Genomic DNA, 26754 nt, shown 5'->3' on the forward strand with positions numbered 1-26754 from the left:
GTATTTCGGGGTTCCCTGTCACGGAAATAGCGTAGGGTATCATGAGAACGATGTTTTGTCAACCGTGATTTTTGCAGACACAAAAAAACCTTCAACAGCAGTTTGTTGAAGGTTGAGAGAATCCGTTTCCTTGCGGGGATGTGGTTTTAAAATAGGATGAGACGGAGATCCTCAGCGAGGTAATCTGCGGGTTTCCGTCCCCTTGCGGGAATGTGGTTTTAAAATACGTGCAGGCGGGGCAGCGTGCGCCTACGGTGACGTACCAGTTTCCGTCCCCTTGCGGGGATGTGGTTTTAAAATTAAAAGGGGATTTTGCCAAACAGAACGCCCAATGGCTGTTTCCGTCCCCTTGCGGGGATGTGGTTTTAAAATCCTTGCGGCTGGAAGCCTTGCTGTGCCTGCCTCAAAATGGCACTTTGCGGCGCGGATGTGTTTCCCCTCCTTTTTGCGTCGATGATGCGTTCTAAAAACCTTTGCCAAGGTTGCGGCTCTAAGTGCGGCGCGGATTTCATTTTTGAGTATAGCACATTGTCCCTCTTTCTGCAATCCCTCCACGCCTTTGGACGCTAAAGGAAGCACTGATAAATTCAGCACCGCCATCTTGACGCATCTTTTTTGCCCGCACTGTGCCCTCGATCCTCCACATAGCTTTGGCTATGCGTCCGGTTTGCCTCCTTGTTCGGACGAAAAATCTACGCCAATCTGACGGACTTCATTTTATCAGCGATTCCTAAAAAATGATAACATCCTCGACGTGACGATCTCCGACACCCCACGAGCGGACGGAGGTGTGGTTGGCGAGGAGGTAGATGCGCAGGGAGTCGGTGCGTGGGTCGATGAGGCGCGTTGTGCGTGCGATGAGGTCGTCGTATTTCCGCGCGGTGAGGAATGCCTCGAATGCGGATTTCTGTACGCGCACGCCGTAGCGTTCGAGGCATTTCACCATTTTCGTCCGCCACTTGTCATCGGTGATGTCGTAGATGATGAGGACGATGCAGCGGCGTTCGTCTGCGGCGCAGAATTCGCTCTCGTCGTAGTCGTACTCCATACGTCTCACCTCATCGCAGCCGCACGGGCTCATAGATGTCGGCGTTCTCCGCCATGAGTGCCTGTGCATACTGCCGTGCCATGGTGAGGGCGAAGGGAGAGCCTCTGAGGAAGACCTGCCGTTCCTGCCGAAAGACGTTGACATGGCGGGTGGACTCAAGCCGTCCGAAGAAGTATCCGCTGCGCGAGAGCCATGTGACGGGGATGCCGAGGCGCAGGAGTTCGACGATTGCCTTGGAGGAGACTTGTACGGTGTCGATGAGGGTGAGCCCCTCAAGGGATTCGGCGGGGATCTCCATGATACATTCCCGATTGCGTCCGACGGTGAAGTTGCCGCCGCGCTTTTGGATGTATGCGCCTTCCTCGGTGATGTAGGCAAAGCTCATGGGGCGTCTCCTTTCCACGCGGGTTTCTTTGTCCCCCTTCCCCACGCAAGCAGGGGTGCGGGGGGACAGACGCTTCGCTGTTTACTCGTGGATTTCGAGAGCTTCTTCGAGCCATCCATTCAGTGTGTGGTAAAGATCGCGGATTTGGTTGATGTTGCTCCCGTAGACGAGGCTGAGCATGTGGGCGAATACGTTCATGAGTTTTTCCGAGCCCATGCCCATCCGTTCTTGGAAGACTTCTTCAGTGACGTTCGTGATCTCATGGGCAACTGTGTTGCGCAGGGAGTTTGCTGTCCTGACTTTGTCCAGATCCTTCAGGAGCATGGTGTGCAGGTTGGCATTCCGTGCGAGGTTCTTTTCCTGCATATAGCGACAGTAGTGGTCGAGCAGGAAGAAGGAGAGGGATCGGTCGCTGTACCTGCGCGGCAGTTCCCGATCGAGATGTTTGAGGAAGTCCGGCATCTGCTCATCGAGTTTGTCTCTGACAAGCACGATTTCGCCATTTTTCCTCTTTTCACAGACGGCGACAAGGGTCTGTTTTGCCTGTTTTCTGACGTATTCGTTCAGGAATTCGTAGAGGAACGGGACAATGCGGAGCATGAGGTTGGACAGTTTTCCGTTTTCCTGATCGAGCTGCATGACGAGGAAGTATTCAACGAGGCTTTCCTCTTTGTAGCCCTTGAAGAAAAAGAGTTCGGTGTTCCGATAGCTGCTCAGGATTTCGCGTGCCTCTGCAGGCAGGAGTGCGACGCGCTTTGCCGCATGGCGCAGGAGCACCTTTGCCTCCTCGGGGACACGCGGGCTTTGCTCAGCGAGCATGAGGGCGGCTTGGTACTCGTAGGAGCGAATGAGTGCGACGATGCGGTTGCGCTCGGAGTAGTAGCGGAAGACGGAGAGGGGCGGCTCCTCAAGACGTGATTCTGTCTCAGGCTCGTTGTCATAGTTGCTTGCGATGAGGTCCTGTATCTCCTTTTCCGTCATGACCATTTTATGATCGTTTGCCGCCCGAACGGGGGTAACGGTCTGTATGCCGATGCAGCGATCATTGTCTGCGGCAAGGATGGCGAGGATGGTTTTGATCTGCGGCGTGCCCGAGCTGAGGTTGAGCAGGATCTCATGATCGGGATATTTCTCCAACAGATCTGCGACCGTCTGCGGCAGTATTTGACTGAATGCCTCATAGCGACTGGGGTCGACGATGTCGGTGTAGATCGGCGGGTCAATGATGCAGTCGGGGGCTACATGTTTGATCGCGGTGGTGTAGCGGTGGTCGTTCTGCTCGGTGTCGCCCATCTCCTTGGTGAAGAAGAGGAGAACACGCTCCGGCTGATAGTGGCGCACGATGTGTAAGCAAGCACCGTCGTGACAGTTTTTGATGGGATCGGTGCTCCCAATAGGTGAGAACAAAATTCGCTTCATCTCGTTCATCCTTTCCAGATATGTGTCTCTACCGCGCCCATGCCGAGGGCGGTTTTGATGCCGATTCCCGCGTAGGGGGCAAAGGCGAGGAGTGTGCCGAGGATGCGGCGCACCATGTCGTTGCCCGCGAACTGCAGTGCGATCTGTCCGCGAAAGCCGCGGATGGTATACCCCTCGACGGAGAACGCTGCAGAGCGCAGTGCATAGCGCGTGAGACGCGTATGCACTGCAAGGATCTGCGCGAGGTCGTCTTCCTCGATGCGGATGTCGGGACAGAATCTGTTCCACCGTGCGAGGAGGCTCTGCAGGATGAGTGCGCTCTCGGGCAGGATGATGTATGCGCCGCCCTGTTTGAAGCTGGTCGGTGTGAGAAAGTGTATCTCTGCACCGCGGGGTGCGGTCTCCGCGCGAAAGTATTCATCGGCGATGTCCTGATAGCTGCGCTCCTCTACGCATTGTATGTTTTGCACGTCGACGGTGTAGCCCTTTTGCCTGAGATGGATGTGCTCCAAGCTCTGCAGTACCGCGCCGATGATCTCGCCCGCTGTGCGGTCGAGTGTGCCGATACGCCAAATGACGCGCTCCCGCGCTCTGTCCCAGCGGATGCACTGGCTGTAGGGGCGCAGGTTCTCTGTGTGCAGGTAGGCGGCGTAGTCCTCCGGCAGCTGCTCGATGAGTGCGCCGTGGAGGATGGAGCCCATGGAGGAGGGGGCACGCGCACCGTCGGGCAGGCGCAGCTCCGCCTCAAACCGTCTGAGCATTGCCAACTCCTGTGATGGAGCAGAGCCCCATGAGCCAGTCCTGTGTATCCATGCGCGCGAGTTTCAGTGTGCGTGGGCTGATGGCGCGGTCGTACTGACGATGTTTGTGTGCGCGGAACATGCTGTCGAGTGCCGTTTTGATGAAGTTCTGTGCCTCGTTGTCGCTGTCCGCGAGCGCGTAGATGAGGGTCTTGGCGAGGAAGCCCGTTCCTCCGCCGATGAGGATGTCGGCACGCGCCGCATCCGCGAAGACCTCGGGGTATCTCCTGCCGAATACGCTTTCCTGCCGCCGCAGTCCGTCGGCGGTGCAGGTATGCGCCATGGCGATGATCTCGTCGAGGCTGCGGATGCCGAGGGTGCTGAGCATGGCGCGGTCAACGGTGATGGAGAAGCGAAGCCGCCGCCCCGCAGGGATGCACTCACGAAAGAGGGATACTTTGCTCTCACCCGCGCCCTCGTCCATGCCGGTGGTCGCGTCGAGTTTCCGCAGGATGACGGTGTCGGTCTCGCCCTCCGCGCAGACGGCATCCCCAACGCGCAGGCCGCGCATGGCGCTGACGACGGCGTTGTGTCGCGCTCCGCGCACGCGCAGTGTATGGAGCAGCTGGATCTCGAGATCCTGCATGATTTTCTGAAATTCTTTCTTTTTCCATCGTGGATTTTCAATCACGCGTTTGCAGTCCTGCCAGACGCTCCGATATTTCTTCGGATCGCGGGAGATGAGCCCGTAGAGGATGCCTGTGCGCAGTGCACCCTTGATCGAGCTGCCGGGGATGTAGGGACGGCCGTCCGCGAGGATGGTCTGACTGATGATGTCGTTGAGGGTGTCCTTGTCCCCATCGGTGAGCGGATCTGCCACAGCTCGCCGTGCAGCGACGGCGGAGAGCTCCTCCTCGGTGACGCCGCGTGTGAGCAGCCACTCGCGCAGGTTGTCAAATCCGAATGCACCTTTCCGAACATACGCGATGAATGGGTCGATGAGGCCGTGCCGATCCAGGAGGTCGATCCACCTGCGCTCGTTCGGAAATGCGGCTTCGCGCGTCTCGAAGTTGTAGAGGTACTCAAATGCTTTGTAGGTCTCGCCCGAGCCTGTGTGGACGGGGCCGATGCACTCGAGTTCGTAGTCCTGTCGGATGATGTCGCCGCTCATGCTGTCACCCCCGCATAAAGTCCATAGCCGTAGCGCCAGACGGGATGTCCGTCGTGCGTCCCCAATGTGCTGCATGTGCCGCCAATCCGCACAGGAAAACAGGAACCTGCGTCGAGGAGATAGACGCTGTTCTTCTTCTCGGCGGCATGGGTCGGGTAGCTGATGAAGCCGCCCGCACGGCGCAGCCGATATGCCCCTGCCTTGACGGCGGCGAGGTCGTCCGCTGTCGGGAGGACGGGCGCGAGTGCGAGCTGCCACGGGGCACTGTCCGCTGCGAGCATCTCTCTGAGTGCTGCGAGGTCGCCGCCATCGTCCGCGTCCATGTGGATGATTTCACCGACACGGAATTTGCCATAGCCGCTCGTACGCTTGCCGCCGATACCGGCCATGCCGAGCCACGCGAGGAGGCGGTGCAGCCACGCGCCCATCTCCGCGTCCCGCACGCGGGCAATGAGGAAGAGCCCTGCGCGGGCGGCAAAGGTGAACTGAGCGACGTAGTAGGGCAGAGGTTCCTCGCCGCGCGTGTTCACACGCTGGCACAGGAACTCGATGCCGAAGTCGGCGTCAAAATCGTTCTCCTCGAACGGGATGCCGCGCTCCATGGCGCGGATGTAGTCCTGCATACGGCTCGCACGGATGTATTTGAGTTTTTTCTGCTTTTTACGCAGGGTGGCGTTCGCGCAGGTGGTTTGGTAGTCCTCGCGCTGCTCCCGTTCTTTGCGCTCCACACGCAGGACGGGGCGCGGGAGGAAGAGTGCCATCGCGCCGTCGCTTTTGCGGCTCTGCCACGGCAGGAGGTCGGAGAGACGCAGGTCGCCGCGCTCGACTTCCTCCGCAAGGCGTACGAGGCTCGCCTCCTCCCCTGCGGCGGCGAGCTCGGCGCAGAGCGCACCAAAGAGGGCATCGGCGGGGTACTCCATGCACGCCTCGTCCAGTCTGCCGCCGCGCCCCGGCTGTCCAAAGTGAACGGCCGTCTCGAAGTGGAGCGGATAGATCACATAGCTCACATGGATCCGCCACCCTTCTGCAGGAGATCTGTGATGGCATCCAGCTGTGCTGCATCCGGTCCCTCACCTGCGAGTGCGAAGTGCTCGACGGCGAACGCTCGGAGCGATACTCTGCCGTACCCGCGCGATCCGTGCCCGCCGAGGTAGTCCATCTGGAGGAGGCGGAGCCCCTTGCCGAGGATCTGCATATCCTCCATGAGTTCCGCCGGACGCTCGATGTTGTATATGAGGGTGAATGCGAACTCGGTGCCCGCCGGCAGACGTTCGATCTGACGCGGGTTCGCGACGGCGGTCGCACGGTTGATGCTGTTCTCGAATTTGATCTCGCCGATGTAGGTGTCGAGCTCCATGCTGCCAAACTGGGCGAGGGACTCCGGTGTCATGCGGATGTCTGAGAACTGCAGACGCGCTGCCTGTCCGCCTCCGCTGCCCTGTGCGGCACTGCCAAAGAGCCGCCGAATCTGCGGGCTGTCCTTATCGATGTCGTTGAGCACGTAGTCCTGCGTGGAGCAGCTGCGTGCGAGGAGGGTGCGGATCTTGCCCTTGAGCGAGCTGCCGGGGATGATGGGCTGCTTCGTCAGCGGGTCGCGGATGAACTGTTTGTCCACTGCGCCGATGGGCGCGAAGTCGGACGATGCACCGATGTGCATGCCTGTCTCGACGCGGAGGGTCGCTGTCACTTTTAGTTTCCCCACGAGTATGCTCTGATTTCCCTGTGCCATGGTCAGTTCTCCTTCCCACCGTAAAATTTGTGATAGGCGACAAGCGCCTCGATGTAGCGTGCAAAGTCGTTGTATCGCTTCATGTCCCTGCCGATTTTGTCGAGGCAGTCCCACAGGCGGGCTTGGTCGACGAAGTCACGCACGGCGCTGTTGCGTGTCGCCTGATAGGCGAGCTTGACCTTTAGGAATTTGACCTCCTTGGCAAGATCCTCGCTCAGTTCCTCTGCGTTCGGATGGACGGCGCGATAGACGGTGACTTTGTTCGTCAGCGCGTTTGCCGCCGCGAGGAATTTGCGGATCTGGCTCTTGGTCAGCTCAATCTCATCGCGATGGTTGCGCTTGAGCTTCTTGATGATGCCCTCTGCGATTGCGGCGATGTCCTGTACGGGTGCGGCTTCTGCTCGTGTCTCAGCCATTTGATCCCTCTCCCTTCTCTCGGATGCTGTATATGATCAGCTGGAATGCGGTTGACAACTGTCTGCGCTCTGCCGGGTCGCGGTACCACTCGTAGAGCTGCGTACGCACGCGCCGATATGCCTCCTGTGCGGGGCTCTGTGCCGGAGGAGCGAGCCGTGCGAGTGCGTAGGCAAAGCGTGCGAGCTGGATCTGTCCGTCCTGCTCCAAAAGGGTGAGCAGCCGATAGACAGCACTCTTGCCGAGGCTCAGCCGCTCTCCTTTCGCCCCCTCTTCAAAAATGCAGTTCGCACGCAGGAAAGCGAGTTTCTCCCCGCAGACACGGTCGATGAACGCGTCCCAGCCGTAGATCGGCGTGTGTCGCTCGAACTCTGCGAGGGAGTGCCCCTCGGTGACCGCGCCAAAGAGGGCAACGCTGTCCTTCTGCGGTCTGCCGTCCGCGCCGCGCTGATCCTTTGCGTGCGACTCGAGGTCGCCGGTGCGGCGCGCCATCTCGGCGACGGGGCATTTGTCCTTGAAGAAGCCGAGCCCCGCCGAGAAACGGAGTTTGCCGCCCGTAAAGCGCAGGAAGGCACGGCGCAGATCGACGGCGAGCTCGACGATGTCGTCCCACGCGCCGAGGAGGAAGATGTCGTCGCCGCCCGAGTAGACGATGTGGACGTCGCGCTCCGCCTTCTTTTCTCTGCCAAAGAGGGAGAAGGGCGCGGTCTTTTGTCGGTCGCCGACACCGCTGACACTGCCGCTGCAGAGGAGGTTGATGTAGTGCTTGAAAAAGAGTGAGAGCCGCTGCGAGAGCGCCGCTGTGCGCGTCATGGTGACGTACTCCGACGGGAATCCCGCGAGGAATGCCGCGCCGAGGTTGTCCACGTCGGCGCGCATGACACCGATGCGCGGGATGCCCTTGCTGTCCTCCGTGCCGCCGCTGCGCTGTGCAAGGTTCTCCATCTCAAGTACCGCCTTGTTTTCACGCGCAGAGTAGTCGCCGAGCCAGAGGTGTGCGGCGGGCAGATCACCCGTGTACGCTGCGTTCTTCGCGTAGATGCGCTCGATCTTGTACGAGAGACGGTCGACATCGTCCAACTCCTCTGCCGTGAGGTAGAGGGTACGCCCGATGCCGGGCAGGGAGAGCGCCTCCGCACCGCGCTCTGCAGAGACGCAGAAGGCGTTCTTTGTCAGGATGCGCTCGCCAAAGGTGAAGAGATGCGAGCACATCCCGCACGCCTCAATGGAGGGGTCGGCGGAGTAGTGCATGAGATGTGTCGTGGAGGTGTGGCAGACGGCACATTCACGATCCTTGTCCCGCGTTTTGTTCCATGCGCTCTCGGGCACGAACATCGCCGCGAGCTGATCCTCGGAGTAGCGGCAGAGTTTTTCCGCCGAAAGCCCCTCGCTCACACGGCGAAATGCCTCCTGTGTGCCCTGCCCCGCAAGCTCCGCCCCCGTGCACGCCGTCCACGCCATCGCGAGGTAGAGGCTGCTGCCGAAGTGCTCCAGCATCCAGCTGTTGACCTCGGTATGGCAGCGTGTGAGGAGGTTCTGCACGTCCTCGGTATTCGGCAGGAGCAGGTAGAAGTGTCCGCCGCCCGTGTAGAGGAGCGCACTGCGGCTGATGCCGCACGCGCTGAGGATCTCGTCCACGATGTTCTCAAGCAGGATCTCAAGGTAGAACGAGCGACCGCGCAGGCTCTTGAGTGCGCCCTTGGACGGGATCGCGTAGATGAACGGCTGTATCCCCGAGATGTCCGCCGATACGAGGAGGAATTCGGGCAATGCTTCGCCGCCCCGCTCCTCGTATGTGTGTGCACTGTGGATGTCCTGTGCCGCCGCATAGCGATGGAGCGCAGCCGCGTACGCCGCTGTCATGCGTGCGTAGTCATAGAGCGCGATGTCCGCGCCCGCGGGGGACGGCACATAGCTCATCGTCTCCTCAAGGACGCGCAGGAGTTCGCCGAGCGGCATGTGCACGGGGGATTTGCGTGCAAAGTGTCTCGCGAGCCGATCGCAGACCTCCCGATGACCGCGCACTGCATCATCGAGGTCGCCGACGGGACACGGAAAGAGCATCCCCGCCCCATCGGTCAGACTGCGGATCGGAAAGCCCTCCTTCGCCCCATCGGCAGCACCGAAGCGATTGAACACGCTCTCAAGGTGTGCGGGCTCATGCGGCGCGGCATGCTCCGATGCGGATGTTCCCGCACCGGCAAGCCGCTGCGCCGCATCGAGGATCCATCCAATCGCGTCGTCGGATGCGCCTGCGTCGGCACGCAGCAACTGCAGAAGCGCCGCATCCTCCGCACAGTATTCTGCGAGGAATGCCGTCCCCGCATCGTGTGCAGCAGGATGCGCACGCGCCGCGAGAATGCGGACGGCGCGCAGGAGTGCCGCCCGTTCGATCCGTTCACACAGATCTTCCATAGCCTCATCTCCTTTCGTTTTCCCTTAATCTCAAACTAATAAAAAATATTCTCTCTCCCGATGAAAATTCCTGCATGTTTTTAAGACTGAAATAAAAAAAGCAGCACGCGGCTGCTTTGCTTATAGGAATCGCTGATAAAATGAAGTCTGTCAGATTAGTGCAGATTTTTCGCCGTGTCAAGGAGACAAACCGGACGCATAGCAAAGACTATGTGGAGGATTTGTCGACGAAGAGAGGGCGGAAAAGACGTGCCAAGATGGCAGTGCTGAATTTACCAGTGCTTCCTATATATTATGGCGGATGAATTTCAAAACGCTTTCAACAGTTGATGATAGCATACACCTTCCTCCGACTGACGTTCGCCGAAGCAACGAAATCCGATATCATCGCGTTTATAAAACTGTAGAAGTTTTTCCTCATTCTCGCATTCGAGATACACAACGCCACCACCTATCACACGTTGGATGCGCCGCAAGATATTCAGACAGGAGGTCATCAGCTCCGCCCCCGTGATATCATGCTCTGTAAAGTCGCGACCAAACTGTGCAATCAGAAAAGCAGACAGAACAAAGCCGCCGCTGCCGCGATCCGGCACTGCATAACGCGCGATCTTTTTCCGCAGACGCGCGGAAAGGGCTGCATTCTCGATCTGAACCGCTTTATGGGTCAATGTGAAGAATGCAGATATTTTTCCCTCTTCGTTAATAAGCAGATAGGTGACGGCAAGTTTGCGCCGTGCAAAATCCAATGCCTGCGTGTGCAAAAATCTCTCAACTTCTGAATTCTTCGGACACGAAAAGGCAGACAGAATCTTCTCTGCCGCAGCTTCCCCCATTGCATCAACCAGATCGTAGAGATTGACGATACGAAGACTCATGCGATTTTCTTCTTCCCAAATATGCGCTTGATTTCATCCTTGTCCGTGAGAAGGGAGATATCGCATATCTCCACCGATCCGTGTCTTTCATCAGCAGACTGTTCTGACCGCTCCAACGCCTCGACCAATTGTGCTGCACCTTCCTGCGTCTTGATCGAGATATTGGTTAAAATACTTGATGTTGCCATGTGATCCCCCTCTTTCCTTCTTTTTCTTCAGTATATCAATATTTCTGCAAAAAGAAAAGCACGCAATTCCTAAGGAATCACTGATAAAATAGCCCCTCAGATTGGCGTAGATTTTTTGTCCGAACAAGGAGACAAACCGGACGCATAGCAAGAGCTATGTGGAGGATTGGTCGACGAAGTGCGGGCGAAAAAGATGCGTCAAGATGGCGGCGCTGGATTTATCAGTGCTTCCCTACCTTCAATCCCGCCGAATCCTCGGCAGCAGGAAGCGCAGGAGGACATAGGCGAGCAGGCTGCCCGCGCCTGTGGAGAGAAGAAAGGGGACGATGTAGACGGTGTAGCTCGCGGGGTTCAGCCCCATGAGGAGGGCTGCGACGGGATAGGCGGCGAGCGCGCCGATCAGCCCCGTGCCGAGTGCCTCGGCGATACAGGTGATGCCGAGACGCTTCGTATAGTGGTAGGCGAGCCCGCACGAGAGCGCACCGATCATGCTGCCGGGGAATGCCATGAGGCTGCCGAGCCCTGCGATGTTCCTGAGGAGGCTCGCGGCGAAGGCGACGCCGATGCCCCAGAGAGGGCCGAGAAAGACGGCGGCGAGGATGTTGACGAGGTGCTGGACGGGGGCGCAGCGGCTGCCGAGCACAGGGATGCTGAACAGTCCGCCGAGGACGGCGACGGCGACGAGGATGCCGGCGAGGGTGAGTTTGCGGGTGCGTGTGTCTAGCATATAAATTCGCTCCTCAGATCAAATCCATGCGCGAGTGGACCGCTTCCCTTTCCGAGGTCAAGCCCTGCGGCAAGTGCGCCCGAGATGTATGCCTTCGCACGTTCGACTGCGATGTCGAGCGTCATGCCGCGTGCGAGATTCGCAGCGATGGCACTGGAGAGGGTACAGCCTGTGCCGTGCGTGTTCGCAGTCGCAATGCGCCGCCCCTCGAACCAACGTGCTCCCGCACCGTCGACGAGGAGATCGTTCGCGTCGTCGACGCTGTGTCCGCCCTTCATGAGCACCGCCGTGTGTGCACGATCATAGATGCGTGCCGCTGCTGCGGTCATGCCCTTTCGGTCGGTGATTGCCATATCCGCGAGCACCTCCGCCTCGGGGATATTCGGCGTGATGATCGCCGCACGCGGCAGGAGCAGCGAGACGAGCGCCTCAACAGCATCCTCGCTGATGAGACGTGCGCCGCTGGTCGCGACCATGACGGGATCAACGACGACATTTTTTGCCCTGTATTCGTCCAGTTTCTCGGCGATCACGCGGATGAGTGCGGCATCCGCGACCATGCCGATCTTCACCGCATCGGGCGGAATGTCGGTAAAGACGGCATCGAGCTGCGCTGCGAGAAAAGCGGGCGGGACGGCGAGGATGTCCGTGACCCCCGTGGTGTTCTGCGCGGTGAGCGCGGTAAGTGCGCTCATGCCGTAAACGCCGTGCGCGGTCATGGTCTTGAGATCCGCCTGAATCCCCGCGCCGCCGCTCGAATCGCTGCCCGCAATGGTGAGTGCTGTGTGCATTTTCATCGTGCTTCCTCCTCAGAGTTTTGGTCTATGACAACTGTTACGGATTTACTATGCGTACTGCATTTTCTTTTGTCCATAACATTTATCATAGAACTAGAGCTTCGTGATGTTCATACGCGCAGCGAGTTCTTCGCCCGTCATGCGATAAATGGCATCAATGATGCGCGTCCGATAGGCCGCGTTGCCGTCGCGCTCCCCCATCTGCGCCCATGCGATCTCGCCCGCCGTGCCCATCAGGGCAACGGTTTCGGCAACGGACGCGAGGAGTCCCAGAGGCTCAACAGCGAGAGCCGCCGCAAGGAGCGCGGAGAGCTGACAGCCCGTGCCCGTGACCCGTCCCATCTCCGCGCGACCGTTGCGGACGACGTACGTAGTCACGCCGTCCGTCACAAGGTCGATTGCCCCTGTGACTGCAATGATCGCCTCCGCGCGTGCTGCAAAGCCGCGCAGGAAGTCCGCCGTCGCCGCGAGAGTCTCCTCGGTCACGGCATCCGCTACATTCGCGTCGACGCCCTGTGTTGTGCCGCTCCCGACCGCCAGTGTACGAATCTCGGAGATGTTGCCGCGAATGACGGTCGGATGCACCTCATCGAGGATGCGCAGAGCGGTCTCGGTGCGCAGTCTGCTCGCACCCGCGCCGACGGGGTCGAGCACAACGGGATGTCCGAGAGCACGTGCGTGTTTGCCCGCCGTGAGCATACTCGGGATGGTGCGCGCATTCAGCGTTCCGATGTTGAGGCAGAGCCCTGCGCAAAGCGCGGTGATCTCCTCCACCTCCTCGGGGTCGTCCGCCATAATGGGGCGCGCACCGATGGCGAGCAGGACGTTCGCAACATCGTTGACGGTGACATAGTTCGTGATGCAGTGGACGAGTGGGGATGCCGCGCGGATTTGGTTGAGGGTTGATGCGTTCATGATGTTCCTTTCATAGTGGGAGGATTTTTCGGGGTAGGAAGGGCGATGTCCCTAAGCGAACCCTAGTGGAGCAAGTGAGTAAAGTGTGCGACTCGCCCCCGGCGTACTTCTTTCGTTCAAGCGTAGCGCGTTTAAGAAGTGCGCCGGTATTTAGGCGAATGAGCACGCGATCACTTGCGCAGCTAAGCGTTCGCGTGGGACATGCCTACACCAAAGCATTTACGGTCTACACTTCCCCATCACCCGATTTGCCGCGAGTGCAAGCAAAAGCGTGATTGCCATGGTCGGGAGTGTGCTGCCGACGGGCGTGTCGAGCGTCATGAGCCAGCGATAGCAGAGGAAGCCGATGAACCAGACAGCGAGGTTGACGGCGTGGACAGAGTAGCCTACCGCATCCTCGCGCAGGAGGAAGTAGCTCGCGATCTGGACGGCGATCATGGGCGCGAACACCGAGCCGATGATGTAGAGAAAGCCCGTGATGTCATCCATCGGGTAGAGCATCGCCGCCACCGCGCCGAGGACGGTCACGCCGATACCGACGCTGCGCCCCGCGGCGGAGCGCACGATACTCTCGCTCGAAACGCCCGCCGAGTACGCATCGAGATACGTGGTGGTAACGGTCGAGAGGATGACGACACCGAGCCCCGCCGCGCCAAGACCTGCGTGCAGCATGATCTGCGCGATGTCCGATTCGCCCGTGAGAATCGCCGCGCCCATGCCGATGAAGTACATCCAGCAGCTGACGAGCCCGTAGACAAGTGCGCTCACGGCGGCAGCGGCAGCGGGCTTCTCTGCCTCGCGCGTGTAGTCCGAGATGAGCGGCAGCCACGAGAGCGGCATTGCAATCGACAGCTCAAGCGCCATCGCAAAACTCATTGCCTCACCCGCCGCAGAGATCTCCGCCGCTCCCATCCCGCCCATGATAACGGAGCAGAGAAGCACGGTGAGCAAAAACAGCCCCGTCATGGCGACGGCGTTCACGCGCTCAATCCGCAGAATCCCGATCCGAATCCAAACGATAATCAGCACGCCAATGACGAGACACCAGAGCCAATGCCCCGCATCCATCACAGAGTTTGCCGCAAGCGCTCCGTCGTAGATCATGATGCTCGTCCAGCCAATGAGCTGCATGACGTTGAGTGCGGCAAAGAGCAGCCCGCCGCGCGCCCCGAACGCCATCTTGACCGTCTCCATCGCGCTGCGGCGCGTGCGTGCGCCGATCAGACCCGCGAGGAAAAGCAGCGCACAGCCGATGATATGCCCGACGACGATGGCGATGCCGCCGTCGCGAAAGCCGAGCGGTGCAAAGAATGTACCCGTTAAAATCTCCGCCAGTGAAACACCCGCACCGAACCAGATCAGTGCATTTGCGGGGATGCTTGTCCGTTTTTCCATGAGAACCTCCTCTATACAAAAACGCGGCTATGCCAACTGACATAGCCGCGCTATCTGCACATATATCCCTACGTTGGCATTATCCAAATCAGGTTATGGGTCGGGACGCATCGTCCCCTCTCAGCCGACTGCTGTCAGCTCCCCGTATAAAATTGTATTGTATCTTACTGTGCGCTCATCGAAAGCTCGATGAACTTGTTGCCGAGCTTCGCCTTCTGCAGGACTTCCTCGGTGATGTCCGCGCCCGCCTCAACGATGACAACGCCGTTGTCCATCTTGATCGTGCGCGTCGCCTTCTTGCCGAGCAGGAAGCGGCGGTGACGATCCTCGTTCACGCGCTCCGCACTCTTGTCCTCAGCGGGGTCTGCCGCAGGAGCTGCCGTCTCTGCCACAGGCTCCTGTGCGGGGGCGGCAGCAGGCGCCGGCTCCTCCGCCGGTACCTCAGGAGCGACGGCTGCCGGTTCCTCCACGGCGGACGCGGCGGCCTCTGCTGGCTCCGGTACAGCCGCCTCAGGCGCCGCCGGTGCAGGCTCGGGTGCTGCAGTCTCCACGGCGGGAGCAGGTTCCTCCACCGGTACGGTAGGAGCGACGGCTGCCGGTTCCTCCACGACGGGTGCAGCGACCTCTGGCACCGGCTCTGCTGCAGCTACGTCGGCCACAGTCGGTGTCACAGCGGATGCCGCCGGTGCAGCCGCTGTGTCAGATTTTTTTCCGGCGTCGCCCTCCGGCGAGATGACCGTGACTTCCTTCCCGAAGATCGAGACCTGATCCGCCGTCACCTCGGACGTGGATCCCTCGGGCGCCGTGATCTCGCACTTCTCGATGCTGCCGTCCTCGCCGATGAAGATCTCGGTGATGTTGCCCTGAATGACACCCGAACGTGTGATCGCCTTCGTGCCGATCACACGGATGTTATCGTCGAGCAGCGTCTCGAAATCGCCCGCCGCATCCAGCGTCAAGATATTCTCGCTGTTGTTGATCGTGACCGCATCCTCGCCGACCGCGATGACATTATCGTAGGGAATGAGCTTGACGCCGCGATACCAGTCCTCGTCCTCAATCGTGATCGCCGCCACGACGCGGTTCGGCGCGTCGATGAGCAGGGTCTTGCTCATGCCAAGCTCACGCCCCTCAGTAATACTGATGACGGGAAGCCCCAGGATGTCAACGCTTTTCTTCATTTGTATTCCTCCATTTTACCAAAAATGTCAGGTTGTCAGCTCCTCTGCGCGCCGATTTGCCTCCGCAAGAATCTCCTTCGGTATCTCGCCAAAGGGGAGGGATGGCGTGCCGAGCGCCGTGAGCATATCAGAAACGACGGCCAAGGTTTTGCGGGAGCGCTGAAACTCCTGCACCATGACGGCGTTCTTTGCAACAAGAGGGAGCGCAAGCGCCTGGTCATAGAGCGCGAGCGCGGCATCGTAGTCTCCGAGCTGCTTGTATAGCGTGGAGAGTTCGATGATGAGATACGGCATATAGGTGTCCGCCGGATAGCGTGCAAGCGCCCGACGGTATGCTGCAATGGCTCGTATGGGATCGTTTGCCGCCGCCTCATACGCAATGTCGAGCAGATCGTCCAGCCCGTCCGGCAGCAACTCCTCCGCGTGCTGTACTTCATCCCGCACAACTGCGATCGCAGGGCGCGCCACGGCTGTGACGAGCTGCTCCGACTCCGCCGTTGCTGCGTATGCGGGTGATGCGGCGACAGCCGTACAGTCCACCGTCGGTGCCGCAGACGGCGATGTCGTTTCCGCTCCACGTCCCGCACGTCGCGTCAGGAAGAAGTTGTAGAGCGTCACGATCAGACCCGCGCCCGCAATAAGCGCCCCCATCTGCACGTAGTATAGATGGGTGAGCGCCGGCTGCAGGGCGATCAGCCCAGCAACGACACCGATGCTCATGACGACAGAGAGAACGAGCGCAGAGGGACGGATTTGTGCCAGCAACACAACCGCCTCCTTTCACGCATATCGTTGCAGTCGTACCCATATACGTATTCTAGAAGTCTTTCGACATAAACACGAAAATTCCTGCCCCTTAAACAAAATATTAAAAAATCCTCCCTTATTTTTTTCCAAAAGTTTTTATTTCTGCCCTTTTTTCATCTCTCATTTTATAGTATAATGTCTGTGACATTCATTTGCGTGCATCGAAAGAGGCATGCGAGAGGAATACAGGCTGATTAACTATTCGGATGGGAGAGGTTCACATGACGCAGGAAACAGTTACGATTGAGAACAAGACGGGCATTCACGCACGTCCCGCATCGGTGTTCGTCCAGACGGCAACGAAGTTCAAGTCCAAGATCCAGATCGAGGCGAAGGGCAAGAAGGTCGATGCCAAGAGCATCCTCATGCTGATGAGCATGGGACTCGTCAAGGGCACGGAGCTCACCATCATCGCCGAGGGCGAGGACGAGGCAGCGGCCGTGAAGGAGCTCGCAGATCTCGTCAACTCGAAGTTCGGCGAGGAGTAATCCATACGATAGGGGGACGCCCGAGGTTTTACAGTGCACTGTTCAGCCTCGCGGCGTTTTTTCATAGGGCTGTCGACCGCCAAAGCACATAGAAGGGGTCGTCATCTCTCATAGGGGGGATAAAATATGGCAGAACCAATCCGTGGAAAAGGTGTCATCTCCGGCATTGCCGTCGGTCAAGCCCTGCTCGCAGGTCAGAACCTCGACGGCTACCTCGCGGCATATCATCCGGGCTCCATTGCAGAGGAGCAGAGCAAGGCGGAGGCGGCACTCGTCGCCGTCACCGAGAATCTGCTCGCGACCATTGATCGGCTGCGCAAAGAGGAGCAGACCGAGCAGGCAGCCATCCTGGAGGCGCACCGCATGATGGTGCAGGATCCGATGATGGCAGAGAACATCAAGACGAAGATCGAGGCATGCGGCAGCGCGCCGAAGGGCATTCTCGATGCCGCGAACGAACAGGCGCAGATCTTTGAGCAGATGGAGGACGAGTATTTCGCCGCACGCGCGGTCGACCTGCGCGATGTGGGCAAGCGCGTCGCCAAATATGTCCTCGGTGTCAAGGAGCCTGAGATCGGCGCGGGGCAGGTCGTCCTCTGCGGTGAGGAGATCGAGCCGTCCGTCGTCGCGGGCATGCCCACCGAGCAGATCGCGGGCGTGATCCTCGGCTCGGGCAGTGCGACGAGCCACGTCGTCATCATTGCCAAGGCGCGCGCAATACCGACCGTGCTCGGCATCGGCGATAAGATCAGCCTCATCCAGGACGGCGATGAGATCATCCTCGACGGCAGCCGCGGCGACATCATCATCCGCCCGACGGAGGAGGAGCGTCTGCTGTATCAGGACAAGATCGAGGAGCAGAAGAAACTCGCAGCGCACTATGCCGCGCTTAAGGATCTGCCCGCCGTGACGAAGGACGGCGTGCGCATCGAGCTCACGGCAAACATCGGCACCCACATGGACGTGGACAACGCACTCACGTACGGCGCGGAGGGCGTCGGACTCTTCCGCTCCGAGTTCGTCTTCATGGGGTCGACCACGATCCCGACCGAGGAGGATCAGTTCAAGGCGTACCGCGCCGCCGTCGAGAAATGCGGCGGGCATATATGCGTCATCCGCACCATGGACATCGGCGGCGACAAGCCCCTGCCCTACCTCAACATCGACCCGGAGGAGAATCCGTTCCTCGGCTACCGAGCTCTGCGCATCAGCCTGGATCGCCACGACCTCTTCCTCCCGCAGATCAAGGCAATCCTGCGCGCCGGACTCTATGGCAAGGCGGCGATGATGGTGCCCATGGTCATCAGCGTGAGCGAGATCCAGCGCGTCCTGAAGCTCGTCGAGCAGGCAAAGGTGGAGCTCACACACGAGGGCAAGGAGTACTCCGACGACGTACAGGTCGGCATTATGGTCGAGACGCCGGCAGCGGCGGTCGTTTCGCCCCTGCTCTCCCAGTACGTGGACTTCTTCAGCATCGGCACAAACGACCTCATCCAATACACACTCGCGGTCGACCGGGGCAACGCGCAGATCGCACATCTCTACAATCCGTTTAATCCGGCGGTGCTCCGCCTGATCCAGCGCACGATTCAGAGTGCGCGTGAACGCGGTATATGGGCGGGCATGTGCGGCGAAATGGCGAGCGACCCGTACGCCGCCGTCATTCTGCTCGGCATGGGCATCACGGAGCTCTCGATGAGCGCGCCCAGCATCCCGCGCGTCAAGGAGATGATCCGCTCCGTCACGTCGATACAGGCGAAGGAACTCCTCGCCGATGTCATGAAGATGGAGCACGGCGTCGATATCCGCGCCTATCTGCACAAGATGCTCGAAGCCTCGGACGCGAGTGCGGGGCTCTGAGAAAGCCCTAATTGTTGCAAAAGGCACAGACAGAAATGCCATGTTACGCCATACTGTAGGCGTGTGTTATATTTGAGAGAATTTCCTGCTGCGCTCCGCACGGCAGGAAATTTTCGTTTGGGGGAACGTTATGACACTATCCATCGACAGCACTGTCTGCGTCTCCTGCGGTATGTGCGCCGAGCGTCTGCCCGATGTCTTTCACATCGACCGCAGGGCGCGCTGTGCCGTGCTCCTGCGTCAGCCCGCACCGACCGAGCAGGACGATGCACTTGAGGCGGCAGAGGATTGTCCGGCGGGCGCAATTATTTCTAGTTTCCCCGTGGCAAATCTCTAAATTTGTGCTAAAATAAAGAGAAGTATTTTCGATTGTCGTTATGAGAGAGGCGGCACAGCCGCTGGGGGGAGTTTACGATGACGGAATTAAAGATGGAACCGTTCGGCATGATGCCGGGTGGTGATCGGATTGATCTCTACACACTGACAAACGAACGCGGCACACGCGTCGCTGTCACAACGTACGGCGCACGCCTCGTAAAGTTCGAGCGTCTTGTAAAGGGAACGCCGCTCGATATCGTCCTTGGCTATGATACGGGCGAGGACTACGTCGCTGACACAGCCTCCATGGGCGCCGTCGTCGGGCGGCACGCAAACCGCATTGCGGGCGGGCGCGTCACAATCGCGGGGCGTCCCTATCAGCTCGAACTGAACACGGGCTCCAAGAAGCAGAACCACATCCACGGCGGCACGCGGGGACTGCACTACCACCTCTGGACGGCACAGATTGTGGAGGGCGGCGTGGAGTTCACCGTCATCAGCCCCGATGGCGAGGGGGGCTACCCCGGCAACTTCGAGGCAAAGGTCACCTATCGCCTCACGGACGACGATGCACTCATCATCTCCTACCGCGCCATCAGCGACGCAGATACGATCTGCAATCTCACGAACCACACGTATTTCAACCTTGAGGGCTGGGCTGCAGAGAGCGTACTCGACCACACGGCAGAGATCTTCGCCGACGAGTTCACCTGGACGGATGCGGAGTCCCTGCCCGACGGGCGCATCCTTCCCGTCGTCGGCACACCGATGGACTTTACCACACCGCACCGCATCGGCGAACGCATCGACGCAGACTATGACCAGCTCCAGATGGCAGGCGGCTACGACCACAACTGGGTGCTGCGCGGCGACTTCGCCCCCGAGCCGTATTCCCATCTAAAGAAAGCGGCACGCGTCACATCGGAGAAGACAGGGCTGGCTCTCTCCTGCTACACAACGCAGGTCGGCATACAGTTCTACACGGGCAACGCCCTCGGGAAAAAGCCCGTCATCGGCAAAGGCGGCAGAGAGATGCGGCGGCGCGGCGGCTTCTGCCTCGAAACACAGTTCTTCCCGAACGCGCCCGCGAACCCGCACTTCCCGCAGCCAATCCTCAAAATGGACGAAGTGTGGACGGCGGAGACCGTCTACAAGCTGGACGATGTATAGGAATTTAGGAAAGCACTGATAAATTCAGCCGCGCCATCTTAGCGCATCTTTTTGCCCGCTTAATGCCTGCAAATCCTCCACATAGCTTTGGCTATGCGTTCGGTTTGCCTCCTCAATCGGACAGAAAAATCTACGCCAATCTGAGGATCCATTTTATCAGCGATTCCTTAGAACCTCATCATATCTATAGTATATCTTTATGACTGCCGTATGTTTTTCAATCGTTTATTTATGTGAAATTGCTAGACATTTCATAGGAATAAGCGTAAGATAGTATCTATCGATGAGTTCTGCTCATAAAAATTAAGGGAGGATTGACTAAATGAACATTCATGAGTACCAGTCCAAGCAGGTTCTGCGCGAGTTCGGCGTGAACGTACCGAACGGGCTGCCGGCGTTCACCGTCGACGAGGCAGTCGCGAATGCGGAGAAGCTTGGCTCCCCCGTCATCGTCGTCAAAGCACAGATTCACGCGGGCGGCCGCGGCAAGGCGGGCGGCGTCAAGATCGCAAAGAACGTCGATGAAGTCCGCACCTACGCGCAGGAGCTTCTCGGCAAGGTGCTTGTCACCCACCAGACCGGTCCTGAGGGCAAGAAGGTCGGCCGTCTCCTCATCGAGGAAGGCTCGAAGATCAAAAAGGAATATTACCTCTCCTTCGTCGTTGATCGTCAGACAGCGAGCATCGTCATGATGGGCTCCGAGGAGGGCGGCGTCGAGATCGAGAAAGTCGCAGCCGAGACCCCCGAGAAGATCATCAAGGAGTACATCGACCCCGTGATCGGACTCGCTCCGTTCCAGGCAACGCGCATGGCGTACGCCATCAACATCCCCGGTCCCGCCGTTCGCAAGGCAGCAGCACTCATGCAGGGACTCTACGCCGCATTCATCGGCAAGGACTGCTCGCAGGTCGAGATCAACCCGCTCGTCGTCACCGAGGACGACGATGTCATTGCGCTCGATGCGAAGCTGAACTTCGACGACAGCGCCCTCTTCCGTCATCCCGACATCACGGAGCTGCGCGATGAGACCGAGGAGGATCCGAAGGAGCGCGAGGCAGCTGCGGCAGGACTCAACTACGTCAACCTCGGCGGCGATGTCGCGTGCATGGTCAACGGTGCAGGACTTGCAATGGCGACCGTCGACATCATCAAGCACTACGGCGGCGAGCCGGCGAACTTCCTCGATGTCGGCGGCGACTCCGAGCCCGAGAAGATCGCAAAGGCATTCAACATCATGCTCGAAGGCGGTCAGGCGAAGGGCATCTTCGTCAACATCTTCGGCGGCATCAACCGCTGCGACAACATCGCCAACGGCATCATCGAGGCAGCAAAGATCATCTCCAAGGACGGCAAATCCCTCCCTGTGCCCGTCGTCGTGCGCCTTGAGGGCACGAAGGTCGAAGAGGGTCGCGAAATCCTCAAGAACACACCGATCGGCAACGTCTTCCCCGCACCCACGATGGAGGGCGGCGCAGAGCAGATCGTGAAACTCGTCGCACAGGCGAAGGCTTAATCGAAAGGGAGGTCATACAATGTCAGTAATGATTGATAAGGACACCAAAGTCATCGTCCAGGGCATCACCGGCAAGGCGGCTATGTTCCACACGAAGCAGATGCTCGACTACGGCACGAAGATCGTCGGCGGCGTCACCCCCGGCAAGGCGGGTCAGACCGTCGAGGGCGTACCCGTCTTCAACACCGTTGCAGATGCAGTCAAGGCAACGGGCGCAACCGCCTCCGTCATCTACGTCCCCGCGCGTTTTGCGGCGGACTCCATCCTCGAAGCAGTCGATGCGGAACTCGATCTTGTCGTCTGCATCACCGAGCACATCCCCGTCCTCGACATGGTAAAGGTACGCCGCTACATGCAGGGCAAGAAGACCCGCCTCGTAGGGCCGAACTGCCCCGGACTTCTCACCTCCCAGCAGTCAAAACTCGGCATCACGCCTGGCACCGTCAGCAAGCCCGGCCACGTCGGACTCATCTCGCGCTCCGGCACCCTCACCTACGAGGCAGCGTTCCAGCTCACGAACGCGGGCATCGGTCAGACGACCACCGTCGGCATCGGCGGCGACCCCGTCAAGGGCACGGACTTCATCGACGCGCTGCAGCTCTTCAAGGATGACCCCGACACCTACGCCGTCCTCATCATCGGCGAGATTGGCGGCACCGCAGAAGAGGATGCCGCGAAGTGGATTCAGGAGAATATGAAGGACAAGCCTGTGTCCGCGTTTATCGCCGGTCGTCAGGCGCCTCCGGGCAAGCGCATGGGTCATGCAGGCGCGATCATCTCCGGCGGCAAGGGCACGGCAGCAGACAAGGTTGCAGCGCTCAACGCGGCCGGCATCCCCGTCGCTGACACCGTCGCACACATCGGTGAGACCATGGTCAAACTCCTCAAGGAGAAGGGACTCTACGACAAGTGCCACACCTGCTGAGACGAATCACAGCATAACGAAGCCCCCGCGTATGCGGGGGCTTTTTTATTGTACGAAATGCAAGACTACGCGGAATCCACGCTTTCCCGTCGATTCGTAAGCGGCTTGTGACCGTAATGGGCAAGACAGAGATTCACCTGATCCACGTTGTATTTGCGATGCACAATAAAGAACTCAACGATAAGGTCACTCTCACTGCTGTGCGAGAGCGCATAGCCCGCACGCCGCAGAAGATCCTGTGCATCATCGAGCGAGAGATGCAGCGCAATCGCAAAGGCGAGCGCCGTCTCCTTCGTCGGATGATACTTCTTATCCGTCCGAATCTTGGAGAAATGCGCCTTCGTCACACCCGCCTTCGTATAGATCTCGGAGGGCTTTCGCCCCGTGCGCTCAATCAGATCGAGAAGATGCTCCGAGAAGGAATCCTCCATCTTTTTGAGCAGACCATTGATCGCCCCAAAGAGATCAATCGACGGGGAACGTGGCCCTGCAAACGTGCGCAGATCATCTATGTGCAGCCGGCGAATTTCTCGCTCCGCTTCGTAATGCGCATCGATATACGCCGCAAGTGCGGCAAGAAGACGCTCATCCATCCGCTCTGCACTCCATTCCGAGCCAGCCCGCAATCCCCTGCAGGGTGGGTGCGATGTCATCGCCCAACTGCGCCGTCAGCGCAGGATATTCCTCCGGTGAAACATCATTGAGGAAGAGCGTTTCAAGGTACGCCGTTGCACGTGAACTTCCCACATAGATCAGCCGCTGACAAGTCGAATCGGTGAGCCTAGATACGCACACATCCACGAGCAGCACGGCCTTCGCCTCAAGCCCCTTGTAGCGGCGCACTGTCGTAAGCCAGAGTTTCCCCTCCTCCGGCTTGTGCGAAACGGGAATCCCCGCGAGCTCGGTCAGAGGACTGAGTACAGATTTTACAAGCGTCGACACCGTGAGGATCACAATATCTCTCAGCTCCAATTTCTCCGCGCTGCGCATACGGTGCACAAAGTCAGCCGCCGCCTGTGCAAGCCCCTCCGTTTGGGAGACGAATACCGCACACGGGCGCTTGCCGTGAACATCGCTCAGATAGTTCTTGTGTCTGTGCTCGATGAAGCTCCCCACCGTCCGCCCGATCTCCGCCGTATTGCGGCAGTTGCGGTAGAGCACGAGCCGGCAGTCCATGTGCGCATCAATCCATGCCGGAGCCATCTGCAGAGTCTGCCCCTCAACGCGGCGGGAAAGGATCGTCTGCCCACGGTCATAGAAGAGATAAAAAGCCCCCTCATAAAGCTCGGCGAGCATCGCGAACTGTTCCAGAAGCGCACTCGGGAAATCCTGCGCCTCATCGACAATGATGTTGGGATATGCCCACTCCGTCCCATCGTATTCGTTTTGAAAAAATTCCTCGAACTCCCGCAGCACCGTTTCAATGCGAAGCTCCCGCCCCGTCATCAACTCCTCCGCAAGTGTGCGCTCGTTATGAATCGTGATATTCTTATCCCAACGACAGGAGCGGAGACGCTCGAGCAGAAACTCATTGAAGCAGAGATAGAGCACCTTCTGCCCCTCGCGTGCAAGCATCCGCGCCTTCTCCGCCGCGAGCAGACTCTTGCCCGTCCCGGCCGCGCCATGAATCGCCGCCGTGCGCTGATCGCGCAGATACTCAAGCAGGGCAAACTGCGCGTTCGTCAACCGCGCCGTCGACTGCTCCACCGCCGCCGACACAGACGAAAGTGTCTCCACGATACGGAACACGGGCTGCAAGATTTGAACAGTCTGCTGAAACTCCGCCGGCGACTGTGTGCGCTCCGGAATGTGAAGTATTCCGCGCCAATACGCGTATATACGCTCCAACCTCTCCTTCGGGTCGCGCAGATCGTCCGCATCGAGGATGATGTCACGCGGCGACTCAAGCGGGAGCGGCTTCCCCTGCGGAATCTGAACCGACGTGAACCAGACTGCCTTTCCTACAAGCGGAACATTCTGCGGCAATCTTCGACGCAGCTCCGCAAGCACGCGCCGACAGCTGTTCTCCGCCTGCTGAAACGGGTAGATCACATGTGTCTCGCCCGTGTTCCGGTTCGTCTGCTGCCATGCACCGCCCTCGTAGGCAATCCCGCCCGCCTTCACCTCAATCGCGAGAATGCCGCGCTGCGGATGAAGCACGAGAAAGTCCGCCTCCCCCTGCGCCGCCGTCCGAACACCATCGCCGAGCCAGCAGTAGGAGTGAAACACCGTATAGTCATCCCCGAGCATTTCGAGCGCATGATAGGCAAGCCGCTCCCCCTCGCTCCCGTGAAAATCCCCTACAAATGCGGGATAGAATCGTGCCATAGGTGTCCTCCCTCACCAACTCCTCAGTCTTCCTGAATGATCAACTTTCGATCTGCGGTAAAGCGATTTGCATAGAATGCACGATTTTTCAGTGCCTGATAACACTGCACAATATCGGCACCGGACGGGCGCTGCAGCTTTCTTTGTGCTTCTACTTGCTTTAAGATCTTTGGATTTTCGCTTAGTTCTGCGATTTCATACATTGCATCAAATTTCTTCTGTGCCTCCTCGACAAGATGTTGATACACGCTCTTCAAAAAGGTGTCATCTACTGGTGCAACATACGGATCCTGCTCAAACTTCCTGCGCAGCATTTCGATACCATCGGACTCTTTCGGGTTATCCATTTCAAGATGGGTATCAATCCGTCCACGGCGTTGCACCGCTTCATCCAGCTTATCCTTAAAATTTGTCGCTGCCATAAACAGGATCTTGGACTTCTTGCTGCGAATGCCTTCGTTTTCATCAGCAATATAATTCAGGAGTGAACCACGTACCACAGGAGAGAGTACATGGATACCAGCCAGTGAGTCAATTTCATCGAAGAATAGTACAATCCCCTTGCTGTCCGTCATCATCTTCGAAAAACGAATTGTCTCGCTGAAGATACGCTCCAATTTGCGAATCTGCTCCTCTGGAATGGTGTTGGCAAAGTCCTTGCTCAACACCTTGAAGAAGTAAAAACCATACTCCCCCGCCGTCGCCTGCGCTACCATACTCTTTGCATTGCCGGGTGGTCCGTAGAGAAGAACCCCTTTCTTTGGCTGGATACCAAAGGCCTCATAACGTTCTCTCTCCCGCTCATCCGCACGGACATACACTGCTTGTTGTCGAATCTCTTCCTTGAGTTCATGATAGCCAATAACGTCTTCATACCGCAGTTTATTTTCCTGTGGAAACAAAATATTTCCTTCAGAGAAAAGCCCCTTTCGAATCAGCTCGTCTCGAACAAAGGTCTTCTCCTTCTCCATAAATAACTGTTCAAAAAGGTTACGCATCGCCTGTTGGTCAAGGAGGTCAATACCACCAGAAACAATGTTTACCTTTATATTTTGGACAAAGGTGGAAATATCCCTGCCGGACATTCCCTCCGAGCGCGAAAGAACAAAATCCTCCAAGGCTCCTCCAAGATCATACTTTATATCGCCTTTCATCAGGTGATCGGAAAAGATGAGTTTCCGCATTGCCTTATCCGGCAAGGGAACAAGAATCGGCTCCCCCGACAGGCGGCTCTTAATCGCAGGATCGATTGCCTCAGGCCGATTCGTCGCGGCAATGGTGAAGATCTTCTGTGTCCCGGTCATCGCGCCATCCAATTCTTGAAGGAATTGGTTCACCATATCGAGTCCAAAGCTGTCATTCCCGATTCCCCCCATATCACGCGCAGGGAATACAGTATCCGCCTCGTCGATAAAGAGAATTGTCGGTGCATTCCCACGTGCCTCGGCAAAGACACGCTTCACCTTTCCGCTGGACTGCCCGACGTATTCCCCCTTGAGATCGGCAAGCGTTGGCGCCATGAAATGGCATTTCTTCTCATTTGCGAGGGCTTTAGCAATCATGGTTTTTCCTGTTCCCGGAGGTCCTGTCAGAAGGATCCCCTTGCGCGCCTGACGCCCATCAGATTTGGAAAGGAAATCATCTACCGCTCCCTCGATGGCACTCTTTGTATCGTTGTCGAGCCGCACTTCCTGCCATGAGACGACCTCACTGATGGAGCGCTCTGCCCCATCGGCAAAATCCTCTGCCACTAGTGCCTGCGGGTTCTTCCGCACAACATCCCGTAGGACGCGCATGCAGGCGCAAAGAGATTTCTTCCCTACCGCCATGCTATGCGCGACCTCATCCAGCGCATTCCAATCCATACGATAGGAGTCATCTGTCGTCCGCAAAAGATAACGCAGATATGCCATCCGAATCTCCTCGGCAGAAGGACTCGCAAT

General features: G+C 58.5%; 28 protein-coding genes, 2 pseudogenes and 1 riboswitch. Of the genes and pseudogenes, 8 read left to right on the forward strand and 22 right to left on the reverse strand.

The window, feature by feature from the left end:
- Positions 1–249 precede the first annotated feature (249 nt).
- The 10 genes from C8273_RS13500 to cas10 all read right to left on the reverse strand — a co-directional run bounded on the left by C8273_RS13500 (position 250) and on the right by cas10 (position 9321).
- Positions 250–600 (reverse strand): hypothetical protein, encoded by a 351-nt coding sequence (locus C8273_RS13500; RefSeq protein ID WP_407695416.1) that lies wholly within the window; start codon positions 598–600, stop codon positions 250–252.
- Between the two features lie 130 nt (positions 601–730).
- Positions 731–1048, reverse strand: coding sequence for a CRISPR-associated endonuclease Cas2 (gene cas2 / locus C8273_RS10210; protein WP_106627589.1), 318 nt, complete (start codon positions 1046–1048; stop codon positions 731–733).
- Positions 1049–1058: 10 nt separating this feature from the next.
- The gene (locus tag C8273_RS10215) at positions 1059–1433 is read right to left on the reverse strand and encodes a CRISPR-associated endonuclease Cas1 (RefSeq protein ID WP_106627590.1); all 375 of its coding nucleotides are present in this window, start codon (positions 1431–1433) and stop codon (positions 1059–1061) included.
- Positions 1434–1514: 81 nt separating this feature from the next.
- Complete coding sequence (gene csm6 / locus C8273_RS10220) at positions 1515–2852, reverse strand: type III-A CRISPR-associated CARF protein Csm6 (RefSeq protein WP_234344012.1); 1338 nt, start codon at positions 2850–2852, stop codon at positions 1515–1517.
- A gap of 5 nt (positions 2853–2857) precedes the next feature.
- Positions 2858–3613, reverse strand: coding sequence for a CRISPR-associated endoribonuclease Cas6 (cas6, locus tag C8273_RS10225; protein ID WP_106627592.1), 756 nt, complete (start codon positions 3611–3613; stop codon positions 2858–2860).
- Complete coding sequence (csm5, locus tag C8273_RS10230; RefSeq protein ID WP_159060763.1) at positions 3597–4763, reverse strand: type III-A CRISPR-associated RAMP protein Csm5; 1167 nt, start codon at positions 4761–4763, stop codon at positions 3597–3599. Before csm5 ends, cas6 begins: the two co-directional genes overlap by 17 nt.
- Entirely contained in the window at positions 4760–5770 is a 1011-nt protein-coding gene (gene csm4, locus C8273_RS10235; protein ID WP_106627594.1) for a type III-A CRISPR-associated RAMP protein Csm4, read from the reverse strand. The genes csm5 and csm4 overlap by 4 nt, the downstream gene beginning before the upstream one ends.
- Positions 5767–6492: a type III-A CRISPR-associated RAMP protein Csm3 gene (gene csm3 / locus C8273_RS10240; RefSeq protein WP_106627595.1), complete on the reverse strand. Its 726-nt coding sequence runs from the start codon at positions 6490–6492 to the stop codon at positions 5767–5769. The genes csm4 and csm3 overlap by 4 nt, the downstream gene beginning before the upstream one ends.
- 2 nt (positions 6493–6494) lie before the next feature.
- Positions 6495–6908, reverse strand: a complete 414-nt coding sequence (csm2, locus tag C8273_RS10245; protein ID WP_106627596.1) for a type III-A CRISPR-associated protein Csm2 — start codon at positions 6906–6908, stop codon at positions 6495–6497.
- Positions 6901–9321, reverse strand: a complete 2421-nt coding sequence (gene cas10 / locus C8273_RS10250; protein WP_106627597.1) for a type III-A CRISPR-associated protein Cas10/Csm1 — start codon at positions 9319–9321, stop codon at positions 6901–6903. Before cas10 ends, csm2 begins: the two co-directional genes overlap by 8 nt.
- A gap of 140 nt (positions 9322–9461) precedes the next feature.
- Here cas10 and C8273_RS13260 point away from each other — a divergent pair, with 140 nt between their 5' ends.
- Positions 9462–9626 (forward strand): secretion protein HlyD, encoded by a 165-nt coding sequence (locus tag C8273_RS13260; RefSeq protein WP_106627598.1) that lies wholly within the window; start codon positions 9462–9464, stop codon positions 9624–9626.
- Positions 9627–9629: 3 nt separating this feature from the next.
- On the opposite strand, the gene C8273_RS10260 is transcribed toward C8273_RS13260, so the two are convergent.
- Complete coding sequence (locus C8273_RS10260; RefSeq protein ID WP_106627599.1) at positions 9630–10199, reverse strand: GNAT family acetyltransferase; 570 nt, start codon at positions 10197–10199, stop codon at positions 9630–9632.
- Positions 10196–10387, reverse strand: a complete 192-nt coding sequence (locus tag C8273_RS10265) for a hypothetical protein (RefSeq protein ID WP_106627600.1) — start codon at positions 10385–10387, stop codon at positions 10196–10198. Before C8273_RS10265 ends, C8273_RS10260 begins: the two co-directional genes overlap by 4 nt.
- A 110-nt stretch (positions 10388–10497) precedes the next feature.
- On the opposite strand from C8273_RS10265, the pseudogene C8273_RS13435 reads away from it, so the two are divergent.
- Positions 10498–10620, forward strand: a pseudogene (locus C8273_RS13435) (secretion protein HlyD); the annotation flags it as partial.
- 5 nt (positions 10621–10625) lie between these two features.
- Here C8273_RS13435 and thiW read toward each other — a convergent pair.
- The 6 genes from thiW to C8273_RS10295 all read right to left on the reverse strand — a co-directional run bounded on the left by thiW (position 10626) and on the right by C8273_RS10295 (position 16167).
- A complete protein-coding gene (thiW, locus tag C8273_RS10270; RefSeq protein ID WP_106627601.1) occupies positions 10626–11114 on the reverse strand; it encodes an energy coupling factor transporter S component ThiW in 489 nt (162 codons plus the stop codon).
- Positions 11108–11911 carry a bifunctional hydroxymethylpyrimidine kinase/phosphomethylpyrimidine kinase gene (gene thiD / locus C8273_RS10275; protein ID WP_106627602.1) on the reverse strand — a complete coding sequence of 268 codons (804 nt, stop codon included), beginning with the start codon at positions 11909–11911 and terminating at the stop codon, positions 11108–11110. Before thiD ends, thiW begins: the two co-directional genes overlap by 7 nt.
- A gap of 93 nt (positions 11912–12004) precedes the next feature.
- A complete protein-coding gene (gene thiM, locus C8273_RS10280; protein ID WP_106627603.1) occupies positions 12005–12826 on the reverse strand; it encodes a hydroxyethylthiazole kinase in 822 nt (273 codons plus the stop codon).
- 219 nt (positions 12827–13045) lie between these two features.
- Complete coding sequence (gene cytX / locus C8273_RS10285) at positions 13046–14221, reverse strand: putative hydroxymethylpyrimidine transporter CytX (RefSeq protein ID WP_106627604.1); 1176 nt, start codon at positions 14219–14221, stop codon at positions 13046–13048.
- Between the two features lie 48 nt (positions 14222–14269).
- A riboswitch (TPP riboswitch) is annotated at positions 14270–14376 on the reverse strand.
- A gap of 9 nt (positions 14377–14385) precedes the next feature.
- Positions 14386–15402 (reverse strand): PRC-barrel domain-containing protein, encoded by a 1017-nt coding sequence (locus C8273_RS10290; protein ID WP_106627605.1) that lies wholly within the window; start codon positions 15400–15402, stop codon positions 14386–14388.
- 27 nt (positions 15403–15429) lie between these two features.
- Positions 15430–16167, reverse strand: coding sequence for a conjugal transfer protein TraD (locus tag C8273_RS10295; RefSeq protein ID WP_106627606.1), 738 nt, complete (start codon positions 16165–16167; stop codon positions 15430–15432).
- Between the two features lie 263 nt (positions 16168–16430).
- On the opposite strand from C8273_RS10295, the gene C8273_RS10300 reads away from it, so the two are divergent.
- The 4 genes from C8273_RS10300 to C8273_RS10315 all read left to right on the forward strand — a co-directional run bounded on the left by C8273_RS10300 (position 16431) and on the right by C8273_RS10315 (position 20045).
- Positions 16431–16697 carry an HPr family phosphocarrier protein gene (locus C8273_RS10300; RefSeq protein WP_106627607.1) on the forward strand — a complete coding sequence of 89 codons (267 nt, stop codon included), beginning with the start codon at positions 16431–16433 and terminating at the stop codon, positions 16695–16697.
- A gap of 126 nt (positions 16698–16823) precedes the next feature.
- Positions 16824–18557 carry a phosphoenolpyruvate--protein phosphotransferase gene (ptsP, locus tag C8273_RS10305; RefSeq protein WP_106627608.1) on the forward strand — a complete coding sequence of 578 codons (1734 nt, stop codon included), beginning with the start codon at positions 16824–16826 and terminating at the stop codon, positions 18555–18557.
- Positions 18558–18687: 130 nt separating this feature from the next.
- A complete protein-coding gene (locus C8273_RS10310) occupies positions 18688–18894 on the forward strand; it encodes a ferredoxin (RefSeq protein WP_106627609.1) in 207 nt (68 codons plus the stop codon).
- Between the two features lie 77 nt (positions 18895–18971).
- On the forward strand, positions 18972–20045 hold the full coding sequence (locus C8273_RS10315; RefSeq protein WP_106627610.1) for an aldose epimerase family protein: 1074 nt from the start codon (positions 18972–18974) through the stop codon (positions 20043–20045).
- A 4-nt stretch (positions 20046–20049) separates the two neighbouring features.
- Here C8273_RS10315 and C8273_RS13265 read toward each other — a convergent pair.
- Positions 20050–20162 (reverse strand): annotated as a pseudogene (locus tag C8273_RS13265) (secretion protein HlyD).
- Between the two features lie 205 nt (positions 20163–20367).
- On the opposite strand from C8273_RS13265, the gene sucC reads away from it, so the two are divergent.
- Positions 20368–21558 (forward strand): ADP-forming succinate--CoA ligase subunit beta, encoded by a 1191-nt coding sequence (sucC, locus tag C8273_RS10325; RefSeq protein WP_106627611.1) that lies wholly within the window; start codon positions 20368–20370, stop codon positions 21556–21558.
- A gap of 19 nt (positions 21559–21577) precedes the next feature.
- A complete protein-coding gene (sucD, locus tag C8273_RS10330; protein WP_106627612.1) occupies positions 21578–22483 on the forward strand; it encodes a succinate--CoA ligase subunit alpha in 906 nt (301 codons plus the stop codon).
- Positions 22484–22548: 65 nt separating this feature from the next.
- On the opposite strand, the gene C8273_RS10335 is transcribed toward sucD, so the two are convergent.
- The 3 genes from C8273_RS10335 to C8273_RS10345 are packed head-to-tail and all read right to left on the reverse strand — an operon-like array spanning position 22549 to position 26676.
- Entirely contained in the window at positions 22549–23076 is a 528-nt protein-coding gene (locus tag C8273_RS10335; protein WP_106627613.1) for an Appr-1-p processing protein, read from the reverse strand.
- The gene (locus C8273_RS10340; RefSeq protein WP_106627614.1) at positions 23069–24811 is read right to left on the reverse strand and encodes a nuclease-related domain-containing DEAD/DEAH box helicase; all 1743 of its coding nucleotides are present in this window, start codon (positions 24809–24811) and stop codon (positions 23069–23071) included. The genes C8273_RS10335 and C8273_RS10340 overlap by 8 nt, the downstream gene beginning before the upstream one ends.
- A gap of 23 nt (positions 24812–24834) precedes the next feature.
- Positions 24835–26676 carry an AAA family ATPase gene (locus C8273_RS10345; RefSeq protein WP_159060764.1) on the reverse strand — a complete coding sequence of 614 codons (1842 nt, stop codon included), beginning with the start codon at positions 26674–26676 and terminating at the stop codon, positions 24835–24837.
- Positions 26677–26754: the final 78 nt, after the last annotated feature.

The sequence above is a fragment of the Candidatus Centipeda massiliensis genome, assembly GCF_900290285.1.
Lineage (GTDB): Bacteria > Bacillota > Negativicutes > Selenomonadales > Selenomonadaceae > Centipeda > Centipeda massiliensis.

Excerpts from the sequence above, each read along its gene's own strand:
- csm2 (WP_106627596.1), bottom strand. The coding sequence starts at position 6,908 with ATGGCTGAGACACGAGCAGAAGCCGCACCCGTACAGGACATCGCCGCA.
- csm6 (WP_234344012.1), bottom strand. The coding sequence starts at position 2,852 with ATGAAGCGAATTTTGTTCTCACCTATTGGGAGCACCGATCCCATCAAA.
- sucC (WP_106627611.1), top strand. The coding sequence starts at position 20,368 with ATGAACATTCATGAGTACCAGTCCAAGCAGGTTCTGCGCGAGTTCGGC.
- C8273_RS10265 (WP_106627600.1), bottom strand. The coding sequence starts at position 10,387 with ATGGCAACATCAAGTATTTTAACCAATATCTCGATCAAGACGCAGGAA.
- C8273_RS10290 (WP_106627605.1), bottom strand. The coding sequence starts at position 15,402 with ATGAAGAAAAGCGTTGACATCCTGGGGCTTCCCGTCATCAGTATTACT.
- cas10 (WP_106627597.1), bottom strand. The coding sequence starts at position 9,321 with ATGGAAGATCTGTGTGAACGGATCGAACGGGCGGCACTCCTGCGCGCC.
- cas6 (WP_106627592.1), bottom strand. The coding sequence starts at position 3,613 with ATGCTCAGACGGTTTGAGGCGGAGCTGCGCCTGCCCGACGGTGCGCGT.
- C8273_RS10215 (WP_106627590.1), bottom strand. The coding sequence starts at position 1,433 with ATGAGCTTTGCCTACATCACCGAGGAAGGCGCATACATCCAAAAGCGC.
- sucD (WP_106627612.1), top strand. The coding sequence starts at position 21,578 with ATGTCAGTAATGATTGATAAGGACACCAAAGTCATCGTCCAGGGCATC.
- C8273_RS10260 (WP_106627599.1), bottom strand. The coding sequence starts at position 10,199 with ATGAGTCTTCGTATCGTCAATCTCTACGATCTGGTTGATGCAATGGGG.
- C8273_RS10310 (WP_106627609.1), top strand. The coding sequence starts at position 18,688 with ATGACACTATCCATCGACAGCACTGTCTGCGTCTCCTGCGGTATGTGC.
- C8273_RS10315 (WP_106627610.1), top strand. The coding sequence starts at position 18,972 with ATGACGGAATTAAAGATGGAACCGTTCGGCATGATGCCGGGTGGTGAT.
- C8273_RS10300 (WP_106627607.1), top strand. The coding sequence starts at position 16,431 with ATGACGCAGGAAACAGTTACGATTGAGAACAAGACGGGCATTCACGCA.
- thiM (WP_106627603.1), bottom strand. The coding sequence starts at position 12,826 with ATGAACGCATCAACCCTCAACCAAATCCGCGCGGCATCCCCACTCGTC.
- C8273_RS10340 (WP_106627614.1), bottom strand. The coding sequence starts at position 24,811 with ATGGCACGATTCTATCCCGCATTTGTAGGGGATTTTCACGGGAGCGAG.
- cytX (WP_106627604.1), bottom strand. The coding sequence starts at position 14,221 with ATGGAAAAACGGACAAGCATCCCCGCAAATGCACTGATCTGGTTCGGT.
- C8273_RS13260 (WP_106627598.1), top strand. The coding sequence starts at position 9,462 with ATGAAGTCTGTCAGATTAGTGCAGATTTTTCGCCGTGTCAAGGAGACA.
- thiW (WP_106627601.1), bottom strand. The coding sequence starts at position 11,114 with ATGCTAGACACACGCACCCGCAAACTCACCCTCGCCGGCATCCTCGTC.
- C8273_RS13500 (WP_407695416.1), bottom strand. The coding sequence starts at position 600 with ATGGCGGTGCTGAATTTATCAGTGCTTCCTTTAGCGTCCAAAGGCGTG.
- csm3 (WP_106627595.1), bottom strand. The coding sequence starts at position 6,492 with ATGGCACAGGGAAATCAGAGCATACTCGTGGGGAAACTAAAAGTGACA.
- thiD (WP_106627602.1), bottom strand. The coding sequence starts at position 11,911 with ATGAAAATGCACACAGCACTCACCATTGCGGGCAGCGATTCGAGCGGC.
- cas2 (WP_106627589.1), bottom strand. The coding sequence starts at position 1,048 with ATGGAGTACGACTACGACGAGAGCGAATTCTGCGCCGCAGACGAACGC.
- csm5 (WP_159060763.1), bottom strand. The coding sequence starts at position 4,763 with ATGAGCGGCGACATCATCCGACAGGACTACGAACTCGAGTGCATCGGC.
- ptsP (WP_106627608.1), top strand. The coding sequence starts at position 16,824 with ATGGCAGAACCAATCCGTGGAAAAGGTGTCATCTCCGGCATTGCCGTC.
- C8273_RS10345 (WP_159060764.1), bottom strand. The coding sequence starts at position 26,676 with ATGGATTGGAATGCGCTGGATGAGGTCGCGCATAGCATGGCGGTAGGG.
- C8273_RS10335 (WP_106627613.1), bottom strand. The coding sequence starts at position 23,076 with ATGGATGAGCGTCTTCTTGCCGCACTTGCGGCGTATATCGATGCGCAT.